Below are 11,502 nucleotides of genomic sequence, written 5' to 3' on the forward strand. Positions count from 1 at the left end.
AAAAAAAATCCAACAAACATATAGTTTGTTGGATTGTATTCTTTTGAAAAATAATTTGTAAAAAATTATCTTTTTGAGAATTGAGGACTTCTTCTTGCTTTTCTTCTTCCGAATTTCTTTCTTTCAACCATTCTTGAGTCTCTAGTTAAGAATCCAGCTTCTTTTAAAGCTCCTCTTAAAGTTTCGTCAGCAAGGATTAATGCTCTTGCAACACCGTGTCTGATAGCTCCAGCTTGTCCTGAGTTTCCTCCACCAAATACGTTAACGATAACTTGGTATTTGTCTAAAGTTTCAGTTAATGCTAAAGGTTGCTCAACTATTTTAGAAAGGATTTCTCTTCCTCCAAAATAATCTTTCATATCTTTTCCGTTTATAACGATTCCTTTTTCTCCAGGAATTAATCTTACTCTTGCTACAGAAGTTTTTCTTCTTCCAGTTCCTCTAAATTGATTCATGTCTGCCACTGTCAATACCCCCTTACATTTCTACCTTTGTAGGTTTTTGTGCAACGTGTCCGTGCTCAGCACCAACAAATAATCTTAATCTTGTTAATTGTTCTCTTCCTAATCTATTTTTTGGAAGCATTCTTTTTACAGCTAGCATTAAAGCATCTTCTGGTTTTTTAGCTATAACTTCTTCAAAAGTTCTTTTGCTAATTCCTCCTGGGAATCCAGAGTGTCTATAGTATAGTTTATCTTTCATTTTGTTTCCAGTAACTACTAATTTCTCAATGTTAGTAACTACTACATAATCTCCACCATCAACGTGAGGAGTGAAAGAAACTTTTTCTTTTCCCATTAATTTTTTAGCTATTTCTACTGCTAATCTTCCTAAAACTACTCCTTCTGCGTCGTAGTGATACCAATCTCTAACTACATCTTCTTTTCTTTGCATTACAGTGTATTTTTTCACTTTTTTCCTCCTAAAAAATTCAGTTATATAATATATATAACGCAACGGTCCTTTGTGGGAAAGGTTAAATTACCTTATGATTATACACGAATTAACAATAAAAGTCAACCTTTTTTGTTGAAATATTTGACTATTTTTCGTTAATTTCAAGTATTTTTATAAAAAAAACCAGTATTTCTACTGGTTTGATTTTTTTATGGCGATTCTGATGCGAATTGAACGCATGGCCTACGCCTTAGGAGGGCGTCGCTCTATCCTACTGAGCTACAGAATCTTTTAATCTACATTTTATTATACTATATTTAAAGAAAATTGCAAGTTTATTTTTCTAATAAAGCTTTAATTCCATAGGAAAGATGTTTTTTTCCCAACCAAGTGATAAGTCTAAGTTTTGTAGAATAATTTTCAAAAAGAGATTCTTTTTCTAAATGGTTAATAATTTTTGAAAAACTGATTAACTCTTCCATAAAATGTGCATCACTACCAAAAGTAATTTCTTTATTATATTTTTCTTGTAAACTTTTAGCTATTTTATTTCTGTATTCTGGGAGAGCATTGTTGTGTATCTCTATGGCATCAACTCTACCAATAACGTTATAGATATAGTCTTTATTTTTTATAAAATTTTTCTGAGCCATACCAGCTATATGAGGTATAGATTTATAGCAGGTAAAATTTTCTAAAGCACTTAAATAATAATTTATATCTTTATGAGTTTTAGACATTCTATATTTATTTTTATTAGGCTCGATGTATGATTTATAAAAATAAATTAAGTCATCTTCTGTTTTAAAATAGACAAGCATTTCAAAACCATCAGCACATCCAAGCTCTATTCCAGGAATAACATTTATTCCCATCTTCCTAAGTAAAAGATTTCCACCAATAGAATTGTGATCTGTAACAGCTATTAAATAACTTTTATCTTGTAGATGTTTTTCTAAAGCACGACAGTTTATAAAACCGTCTGAAAAATTTGTATGAAGATGTAGATCAATAATTTTTTCATCACTATTTTTTTCTACATAAAACTCTTGAAAAAAATCATTTAATTTTTCTAATTTCATAATTTCCTCCTCTTTTAGTAAAAAACTAAATGATTGGAGACATTAATCTAGAGATAGATTCTTTTGTTTTTGCTACGAATCCCCTTTCAGCAATCATAGATTTTGTTATAATTTCACTCTCTGCTAAATCTTCAAAGAAAAGTTGTCTTAGATAGCCAATTAATTCCATATCATATACCATATAGTTCATTTCAAAGTTTTGATATAAACTACGATAATCAAAATTAGCACTTCCAAAAGACGCTATCATATTGTCAATTATTAAAAATTTACTGTGTAAAAAACCACCTTTATATCTATAAATCTCAGCTCCTCTTTCCACAAGCTCAATAGCAAAACTTTGATTTGCCCAATAAACAAATGGATGATCTGGTTCAATTGGAATTATAATTTTAACTTCAATACCAGCAGCTAAAGCAATTCTAAGACAATCTAATAATAAATCGTCAGGAACAAAATAAGGAGTTTCTATATAGATACTTCTTTTAGCCTCCATAATCATTTTTAAATAAGTATCACGAATAGTTCTATTTTCATAGTTAGGTCCACTACTTATAAGTTGGATAGCATTAACATTATAATTTTTAAGATTTTCATGAACTATATTCATTTTTTTTCTAAGATTTTTATCTATTGTAGAATAATCAAAATTTTTATTTTGAAGAAAACTCCAAATAATATAAAACTCTCTCTCTATATCAATAACAGCCTCACCTTCAATTTTGGCTCCTGTATCTCTCCAATGTCCAAAATGACTTTGACCTATATATTCGTTTCCAATATTAAATCCACCTGTATATCCTATTAGACTATCAATGGTACAAATTTTTCTATGGTCACGATAGTTGGCTCTAATATTTCCAATTTTTACAAAAGGAAAGTTAGAAGGGAAGAATACTTTTAATTCTATTCCACTTTCAGCCAAAGATTTTCTACGAGATTTTTTTAATTTTCTTGTACCGATACCATCTACAATAATTTTTATAGTTAATCCCTCTTTTGCTTTTTTTTCTAAAAGATTATAAAATTTTTCTCCGAATTCATCATCATTAAAAATATAATATTCCATATTTATGCTCTCTTTTGCATTTTCAATATCTTTTAACATATTTTCAAAAAATGAGTTTCCCTCTTTAAAAAAGTGAACAGTGTTGTAATAAGTTACTTTATTTCCTACTGTGCTATTTATGTAGTTTGTCAGTTGATTTCTTTTTTCAACTAATTTAATTTTATAGTTATTTGTTTTATAAAGTTCTTTAAAAAAGGTCCTTGAATAAAACTTCGTAACCTTTCTTTTTTTATAAAATTTTAATCCAAAAAATAAATAAGCTAAAAATCCTAAATAAGAGGTTAAAAGCAGTAGAGTTATCCAAAATAAAGTATACATAGGTCTTTTTCTTTCAAAGAAAAGAACTATCAAAGCAAAAATAAAATTAATAAAAAAAACAGAATTTTTTAATATGCTTAACATTTTTCCTCCTAATGATTTTGATTTAATATATTATAACATTTTTTTAAAATTTAATTGAGAATTTTAATAAATTGGTATATACTTATATAGAGTAGTGAATAAAATTAAAGAGGAGAGAACGGGAAATGAACTTTTTTGAAGATATAAAATTAGAAAAAAAATTTAACTTAATAACAGCGAACATTTACAAGGAGTTGGAGTCATTTCCTAGCAGAATTAAATTATCTGATTTTATTTTAAAATCTTTTAATTTTTCAAATATAAATAACCTAAAAATAGATTCTTTATTTGAAGTAAGTCAGACTTTTATGGATCAAGTGGTTTGTACAAAGTCTAATCTATTAAAAAAACTTCAATTTGTTTATGAAAAAAAATCTTTTGATTTAGAAAATATAAATTTTTTAATAGATAATAATAAAATCTCTTCAATAGTAAATATTAACTATGATAATTCTTTTTGTAACAATCCAAAAGCTAAAAAAGTGACTCCTTTTGAATCTGTTGCTTTTACAGTTGGGAAGACTAAAATTTATAAGCCAATGGGAGATTTAGACACATTGGATACTTGTGTAATAACAAAACAAGATTTTAGAAAATTAAAGGTATTACCTTTCTATAAATCTTATTTTGATGGGATTAGATATGAGTTAAAACTTAGAAAAAATATTATTTTAGCCTTTGACCAAGAGGACTCGGACTTTTTTGAAATCCTAGATTTTATTTTTGGAGATTATCCAGAGGCTCTAAAAGATATCTATATGGTTATAAAAGATGAGATAACTGATGAAAAATTATTAAAATTTATAAAAAAATATAGTATTCAAATTTTAAAATATGATTCTTTAGAATTTTTAAATAAGTTAGTTCGTAGTTTAAAAAATGAAGATGAAGAAATTGAAAAACCTATTCAAGTTATTGAAGAAAAAAGTGAAGAGGAGAGTTTTCAAGAGGAAAAGTTAGAGGAAATTTCTATTGAGAAAGAGGAAGAAAAAGTTGAAGAAACAACTTTAAAACCTCAAAACTTAGAAAATAAAATAGAGAATTTAAAACTTTTACTTTCAAAAAGAGAGAATGAAGTAAAAGAAAGATTAAAAATACAAGATATAAAACCTCAAAGTGAAAATACTAGAGTGATAGAGGAATCTAAAGAAATTGTTGAAATGATTCAAAAGAAATTTGATTTATCTCAAGATGAGGTTAAAAAAGATTTAAATAATGATTTAATAGAAAAGATTGAGGAAAAAATAGAAGTTTTAGAAACTGAAAATATTGAAAAACAAGATGAAGTAATAGAAGAAGTTTTCCAAGAAAAGCAAGAAGAAAATAATCTTGTTGAAAAAGAAGAGGAAAAAATTGAGGAAGAAAATAAAGAAACAGAGATTTCAGAAGAAATAATTAAAGAAGAAGTTAAAGAGGAAATAGTAGAAGAGTATAATCCAAAGGAAGTTTTAATTGAAGAAAATATTAAACTAGAAACTGCCCTAGAAAATAAATATCTATCTAGTGGATTAGATAGTTTCCCTATAAGTTATTCAAATCTTCCTGAAAACTTAGACTTATCTGAGGTAGAAATAGTTGGAGATGCTGAAATGAAAATTGGAGAGCATACAAATAACTGTTTTATGAAGTTATTATCTACAAAGGATAATTCTGTATCTTTATTAGAGATAAAATCAAGAGAATTAAGACTAAGATTTAGTATAATCTATGATACTCCAGGAATGTTTAAGGTTACAAATGATTATTTACAATATGAAATATCTTCAAATATAACTCATGGAAGAGCCATTGTAGTTTTTGAAATGTTAGAATCTCTATTTTCTGGTGTTCCTATGGAATTTTTATTTAAAAATCTTTCTGGACAAATTTCATTAAATAATCCAGTGGAGTTAATAAAAATAAAAACAGCTTTAAATTTATTTAGAATAGCTAAATCATCTGGAATAAAAATTCAAATGAATAAACTTGAAAACATAGAAAACATTTTTTATAAAATAAATTTAGAAATATTATTACAAGATGAATCATACACAACTTGGTGTAATTATGAGATTGATAGAGAGAATATAAATCCTCAAGATAGTTTAACTTTTAAAAGAGTATATAAATTAGATAAGAAAAATATTGAGGAAACTATTGTATTGAAAAAACCTGTGGCAGAAAAAGACATAGTAGATAATAAAATCATAGGAAAAAGCAAAGTTTGTACAGTACATTTAAAAAAATTAAGAGGTGAATTTTAATGCTTAATAAAGATGAGTTTCTTAAAGAATTTTCAATCAGTGAAGAGGACTTTTTGGAAACAGGGTTGGATTGGAAAGACTTGGAGGAAATTTATGAGGACTATACAGAATTAGTCCCTTTATTAGAGAAAAAAGCTGATGAGTTTACTTTTAAGTTAATAGATTCAAAGGCTGTTCACTCAGTAAGAAGAAGGGTAAAAAAGCCAACTCATCTTATTGAAAAAATTATTAGAAAAGGTAAAAAATATAAAGAAAAAAATATTAATGTAAAAAACTATAAGGAAATAATAACTGACCTTATAGGAGTGAGAGTTTTACATCTTTTTAAAGAGGATTGGATAGAGGTTCATAAGGAGATTTTAAAAACTTGGGAAGTTGCAGAAACTCCACAGATAAATGTGAGACCTGGAGATTATACAAAAGATTTTTTAGAGAGAGCAAAGAATTATTTAAATTGTGATATTATTATAAGGGAACATGGCTATCGCTCTGTTCATTATCTTATAGAAAATTACTTAGAGGAAATCAATGATAAAGTTTTTACAGAGATGCAGGTTCGTACAGTTTTTGAAGAGGCTTGGAGTGAGATAGATCATATTATTAGATACCCTTATGATGTAAATAATCCTATTTTAAATGATTATTTGAGTATTTTTAATAGAATAGTAGGTAGTGCTGATGAAATGGGGACATTTATAAAAAACCTAAAACCAATAGTTAGTGAAAATTTTGGTCCTCAATCAGATAGAGAACTTGATAATAAGTTTAAATAATTTATAAGGAATATAGCTTATGAAAATTTTAATTTCAGAAGAAAATTTTATCCATAATATAAGTTTTCTGAAAAAGAAATACAATAAAAATATTTTGCCGGTTATTAAGGCTAATGCTTACGGACACGGCAGTGAGATAATAGTAAAATTATTGATAAAGAATAAAATAAATCAATGTGTAGTTGCAAGAATATCTGAGGCTCTAGAGCTATTGGAAAGCACAAATATTCCTAAAGACTTTCAGATAATTATTCTTGAAACTGTTGAAAAAAAAGATTTAAAAGAGGTTTTAAAATATCCACAACTGATAGTTACTGCTAACTCTGAAAAAGATCTTTTAAATTTTTTAGATAGTGGGATAGATAGTCAAAAAATCCAACTTAAAATAGATTTGGGATTTGGAAGAAATGGGATAGTTTTAGATGATATTTCTAAGATAAAGAAAATTATTTTAGAAAAGGGGCTAAAATTTTCTGGGATTTTTTCTCATCTTTTTTCGGTAGAATATTCAAAAGGGATTGAATTTATAAAAACATTTGAAAATATTTTAAATGAACTTGGAAGAGAGAATTTTCAAATGGTTCATTTGCAAAATAGTTTAGCAATTAGTAATTATGGAAGTTTGCCATTTGTTACCCATTTAAGACCTGGAATGTTTATATATGGATTTTTTGAAGATGGAGCTTATGAAGAAAATTTAAGAAAAGTATTTTTCTTAGAGGGTGAGATTTTAAATATAAAAAATATTGAAAATTTAGAGTATTTAGCTTATTTATCTAAAAATGAACTGAAAAATAAAAATCTAAAAAAAGTAGCATTTATAAAAATAGGTTATGGGGATGGATTTTTAAAACTGAATGAAGGGGATACTGTTTTAATCAATAAGAAACCTTATAAAATAGTTTTAATTACTATGGATAATACTTTTATAGATGTAGATGATAAGGTGAAAATAGGGGATGAGGTAGAAATTTATTGGGATCTTTACTCCTCTAAAAAATGGTTGAATATGAATATATGTGAATATTTACCAATACTTTCAAAAAGAATTTTAAGAGAATTAAAATAAAAATGTATTGCACTTTTTATCTTAGGATAGAGGGTGCAATTTTTTTATGAAAATAAAAAACTACCTATTAAAATTAGGTAGTAAACTTGATAATAATATTAATGATGATAAAATTATACAAAAATAATTTTTAACTTTATACAGAAAATTATAATCTTCAAGGAATATATACAAATTAATTTAAACTTATTCCCAATTATAAAACCTGCTATAAGTGGTGGAGATGACGGGAATTGAACCCGTGTCCAAAACAATAAGCACCATAAGCTTCTACAAGCTTAGTCCACTATTAAATTTCGCTCTAGCCACTCCCGCAGACAGGGCTGACTAAAACTATCCTCTAAAATGTCCCTATTGTTTAGAGAAATCACAACAGGTAATCTGTGAATTGGTAACACCTCACAAGCATTCTCCCACAGAACGAGAAAACAGAGGTGAGCTGACTATTAAGCAGCTAATGCGTATTCGTTGTTTCCATCTAAACGATGAGTTGATCTCTCACAGCGATCACCCTGACCTGCTACCTATGACCTTATAGCCCTGTCGAAACCTTTGCATCCCCACATATTTCATTTCTAGAAATATATTATATAATTTTTTTATTATTCTGTCAAATAAAATCACCCAGAATCCTTAAAAATTAAGTATTCTGGGTGAAAAATTAAATTATTTTATTTTTAAAGTAGCTTCATCAACAGCATATGGAATAAATTCATCAAGTTTCATAGTTTTTTGATCTTTTTCTCCAAATCTTCTTACATTAACTTCTCTGTTTTCAGCTTCAGCTTTACCTATAACAAGTTGCATAGGTACTTTATATTTTCCGTTTGCTTCTCTTATTTTATATCCGATAGTTTCAGCTCTATCATCAAGTTCAACTCTTATATCTTTAGCTTCTAACATAGCTTTAACTTCTTTAGCATAAGGAACTACTTCATCATTAAGAGTTAATATTTTTACTTGAGTAGGTGCAAGCCACATAGGGAAAGCCCCAGCATAGTGCTCAATTAAGATACCGATAAATCTTTCGATAGATCCATAAACAACTCTGTGAATCATTACTGGTCTATGTTTTTCTCCGTCTTCACCGATATAGTTAATATCAAATCTTTCTGGTAAGTTGAAGTCTAATTGGATAGTTCCACATTGCCAAGTTCTTCCGATAGCATCTTTAATTTTGAAGTCTAATTTAGGACCATAGAAAGCTCCATCTCCAGGGTTTAATTTGTAATCTCTTCCCATTTTTTCAAGAGCTCCTTTAAGAGCAGATTCAGCTCTGTCCCAAATCTCTTGAGAACCGATAGCTTTTTCAGGTTTTGTAGATAATTCTATTGAATAGTCAAATCCAAAAATTCCTCTGTAGAATTTATCAATTAATTCTACAACTCCTACGATTTCTTGTTCTATTTGTTCTGGAGTCATAAAGATATGAGCGTCGTCTTGAGTGAATGCTCTAACTCTCATAAGTCCGTGTAAAGCTCCAGAAAATTCATGTCTGTGAACGTGTCCTAATTCTCCAACTCTTTCAGGTAAATCTTTGTAAGAATGGATTTTGTTTTTATAAGTTATAACTCCTCCAGGACAGTTCATTGGTTTTATAGCGAAATCAGTTTCATCTATTGAAGTTGTATACATATTTTCTCTATAGTTGAACCAGTGTCCAGAAGTTTCCCATAACTCTTTATTAAGCATTGTTGGAGTTTGAATTTCAACATATCCAGCTTTTTTATGTTCTTTTCTCCATAAATCTATTAAAGTATTTTTTAATACCATTCCTTTTGGTAAGAAGATAGGGAAACCAGGTCCATATTCACTTACGAAGAATAATTCAAGTTCTTTTCCTAATCTTCTGTGATCTCTTTTCTCAGCTTCTTCTAAGAATACTAAGTAATCTTTTAATTTGTCATTGTTAGAGAATGCTAAACCATAAATTCTTTGAAGCATTTTATTTTTAGCGTCCCCTCTCCAATAAGCTCCAGCAACAGATTTAAGTTTGAAAGCTTTTATGTGAGAAGTTGATGGAACGTGAGGTCCTCTACAAAGATCCATAAATTCACCTTGTTTATAGAAAGAAAGTTCATCTCCCTTAGCTATATCTTTTATGATTTCTACTTTGTAGATCTCTCCTAATTCTTCAAAATGTTTTATAGCTTCTTCTCTAGACATCATAACTTTTTCTATTTTTAAATCTTCTTTAGCTATTTTTTTCATTTCAGCTTCTATTTTTTCAAGATCTTCTGGAGTGAATTGTTCTTCAGAATCAAAGTCATAATAGAATCCATTTTCAATAGCAGGTCCAATAGTTACTTTTGTTCCAGGGAATAATCTTACAACTGCTTGAGCCATTAAGTGAGCAGCAGAGTGTCTTATGATATGTTCTCCTTCTTCAGTATCAGAAGTTACAAATTCTACTTTTGCATCGTGATCTAAGATATAAGACATATCTTTTAATTCTCCATCTACTTTTGCAGCAACAGATTTTTTTACTAAAGAGTTGCTTATAGATTTAGCAATGACAAACATATTTTCAGCTTTGTCAAATTCTTTTATACTTCCGTCAATTAATTCTACTTTCATATATCTCTCCTTATATAATATTTGATTTTTTATTATTCAATGTCTTCAACTTTTATTCCACTTAAAATGCTACCATCTGCTTTGGTTTTTTTATTCTCTCCTCTGTCATTTTTAGCACCAATACTAAATATTCTATTATCAGGGAAAGTAAGAAGTGTAAATTGAAGAGCTGTTTTCCATTCATAATCTCTTGTACTTAAGTTGTAATCTCTTATGTAAGCAAGTGACCATTCATAGTAACCCATTTCTTTTCCAATTTCGATACCCGCTTCATCAATAAAATGATTAACTTCAGTTACTTCATTATTATCATAGAATTGGATATACATTTTTGTTCTCCATCCTTCACTAGGTTTACCTATTTTAGCGTGAAGGCTAAGTTCGTGTTCTTTCTCCGTTATATGTCTTAATCCATGAGAGTCAAAATTAGCTTCTTCTGAATAAGTATAACCGAAACCTATTCTCTTTTGAGAATAGAAAACACCAGCTTTAAATTCTTTTAAAGCATCCCAGTAATCACCAGAAATTTTATCAGATTTATCTCTTTCAAGAGAAAGATTTAAATTTAAACTTCTTCTGTAATCACCAAAATAATTTATTCTATTATCAATAGATTTTCCAAGATTAAATGCTGTATTTCTTTCTTCGTTTCTGTCAAAAATTTCTCTAACTCTTGAGATATCAGCTGGAGTAATCTCAGCAGGATTTTTTCCTAACTCTTTTCTAGCATAGTATCTTAATTCTTCATCAGATAATCTTTTATCTTTGAAACTATAATTTAAAGATATAACATCACTGTTATATTGAGTATTTATTTTATCACTACCAAGAGGAATATAATTTCCTTGGTAATCTCCATAAGTAGTACTTACAAAATGTTGAACTTCTGTTCCTGTTTGATAAGCTACTGTATAAAGTCTATTTTTAATATCAAGAGATTCTTTATTATCTAACCAAGCTTTATCCTTACCTTCTGTATATTGTAATGTAATCTTGCTATCTTTGTCAAATGAATAAGAGTAACCATAAATATTTTCTCTAATCTCTTCATTTAAATCTTTTAGATCTGTTATATCATTAAATAAATTAAGATTAGGAACTGAATTATCAATACTTTGATTTTTATAATAAAATTCGTGGTTTCCTGCATAGAAAGTAACACCAAAATCTTTATTGGTTAAATCATTGTATGTTTTATTATTCATATTTACATTATAAGGTTTTTCAAAAGAGTATCTATCTTTTTGATTGTAATAGAAAGATGCTACTTTTTTATCATTATAACTGAAATCTAAATTATTTTTTAAACTTTCAGAAGATTTTTCATCATTTATAGCTTTTTTATTTGTTTCAAACTCTCCAGAGTAAGAAGTTGTAACTTTTCCAGTTT

8 protein-coding genes, 1 tRNA gene, 1 other RNA gene and 1 pseudogene are annotated in these 11,502 nt (G+C 27.8%); 3 read left to right on the forward strand and 8 right to left on the reverse strand.

The genetic code is table 11. The features are described from left to right. Positions 1-65: 65 nt before the first annotated feature. The 5 genes from rpsI to cls all read right to left on the reverse strand — a co-directional run bounded on the left by rpsI (position 66) and on the right by cls (position 3,450). Positions 66-455 carry a 30S ribosomal protein S9 gene (gene rpsI, locus Q1J48_RS05820; protein WP_367181836.1) on the reverse strand — a complete coding sequence of 130 codons (390 nt, stop codon included), beginning with the start codon at positions 453-455 and terminating at the stop codon, positions 66-68. Between the two features lie 22 nt (positions 456-477). Beyond that, the gene (gene rplM / locus Q1J48_RS05825; protein WP_367181835.1) at positions 478-912 is read right to left on the reverse strand and encodes a 50S ribosomal protein L13; all 435 of its coding nucleotides are present in this window, start codon (positions 910-912) and stop codon (positions 478-480) included. Between the two features lie 197 nt (positions 913-1,109). After that, a tRNA-Arg gene (locus tag Q1J48_RS05830) sits at positions 1,110-1,186 on the reverse strand. Between the two features lie 46 nt (positions 1,187-1,232). Further along, complete coding sequence (locus tag Q1J48_RS05835; RefSeq protein WP_300329051.1) at positions 1,233-1,979, reverse strand: PHP domain-containing protein; 747 nt, start codon at positions 1,977-1,979, stop codon at positions 1,233-1,235. A gap of 25 nt (positions 1,980-2,004) precedes the next feature. Beyond that, positions 2,005-3,450 carry a cardiolipin synthase gene (gene cls, locus Q1J48_RS05840; RefSeq protein ID WP_300329048.1) on the reverse strand — a complete coding sequence of 482 codons (1,446 nt, stop codon included), beginning with the start codon at positions 3,448-3,450 and terminating at the stop codon, positions 2,005-2,007. Positions 3,451-3,575: 125 nt separating this feature from the next. Between cls and Q1J48_RS05845 the strand changes: the two genes are divergently transcribed. From Q1J48_RS05845 to Q1J48_RS05855, 3 genes are read left to right on the forward strand one after another with little or no spacing between them, the layout of a single operon-like run. After that, positions 3,576-5,693, forward strand: a complete 2,118-nt coding sequence (locus tag Q1J48_RS05845; RefSeq protein WP_300361938.1) for an SIR2 family protein — start codon at positions 3,576-3,578, stop codon at positions 5,691-5,693. Next, the gene (locus Q1J48_RS05850) at positions 5,693-6,466 is read left to right on the forward strand and encodes a RelA/SpoT domain-containing protein (protein WP_498040970.1); all 774 of its coding nucleotides are present in this window, start codon (positions 5,693-5,695) and stop codon (positions 6,464-6,466) included. The genes Q1J48_RS05845 and Q1J48_RS05850 overlap by 1 nt, the downstream gene beginning before the upstream one ends. Before the next feature lie 19 nt (positions 6,467-6,485). Beyond that, a complete protein-coding gene (locus Q1J48_RS05855; RefSeq protein ID WP_300361941.1) occupies positions 6,486-7,535 on the forward strand; it encodes an alanine racemase in 1,050 nt (349 codons plus the stop codon). 215 nt (positions 7,536-7,750) lie between these two features. On the opposite strand, the gene ssrA is transcribed toward Q1J48_RS05855, so the two are convergent. From ssrA to Q1J48_RS05870, 3 genes and pseudogenes are all read right to left on the reverse strand, one after another. After that, positions 7,751-8,097, reverse strand: a transfer-messenger RNA (tmRNA) gene (gene ssrA / locus Q1J48_RS05860). A 104-nt stretch (positions 8,098-8,201) separates the two neighbouring features. Next, the gene (gene thrS, locus Q1J48_RS05865; protein WP_300329035.1) at positions 8,202-10,112 is read right to left on the reverse strand and encodes a threonine--tRNA ligase; all 1,911 of its coding nucleotides are present in this window, start codon (positions 10,110-10,112) and stop codon (positions 8,202-8,204) included. 32 nt (positions 10,113-10,144) lie between these two features. Beyond that, positions 10,145-11,502: pseudogene (locus tag Q1J48_RS05870) on the reverse strand (hypothetical protein); the annotation flags it as partial.

The organism is Fusobacterium sp., from assembly GCF_029258315.1.
Classification (GTDB): Bacteria; Fusobacteriota; Fusobacteriia; order Fusobacteriales; family Fusobacteriaceae; genus Fusobacterium_B.

What these genes read in the sequence shown, in the direction of transcription:
- Q1J48_RS05845 (WP_300361938.1), top strand. Translation starts at nt 3,576, where the DNA reads ATGAACTTTTTTGAAGATATAAAATTAGAAAAAAAATTTAACTTAATA.
- Q1J48_RS05850 (WP_498040970.1), top strand. Translation starts at nt 5,693, where the DNA reads ATGCTTAATAAAGATGAGTTTCTTAAAGAATTTTCAATCAGTGAAGAG.
- cls (WP_300329048.1), bottom strand. Translation starts at nt 3,450, where the DNA reads ATGTTAAGCATATTAAAAAATTCTGTTTTTTTTATTAATTTTATTTTT.
- rpsI (WP_367181836.1), bottom strand. Translation starts at nt 455, where the DNA reads ATGAATCAATTTAGAGGAACTGGAAGAAGAAAAACTTCTGTAGCAAGA.
- thrS (WP_300329035.1), bottom strand. Translation starts at nt 10,112, where the DNA reads ATGAAAGTAGAATTAATTGACGGAAGTATAAAAGAATTTGACAAAGCT.
- Q1J48_RS05835 (WP_300329051.1), bottom strand. Translation starts at nt 1,979, where the DNA reads ATGAAATTAGAAAAATTAAATGATTTTTTTCAAGAGTTTTATGTAGAA.
- Q1J48_RS05855 (WP_300361941.1), top strand. Translation starts at nt 6,486, where the DNA reads ATGAAAATTTTAATTTCAGAAGAAAATTTTATCCATAATATAAGTTTT.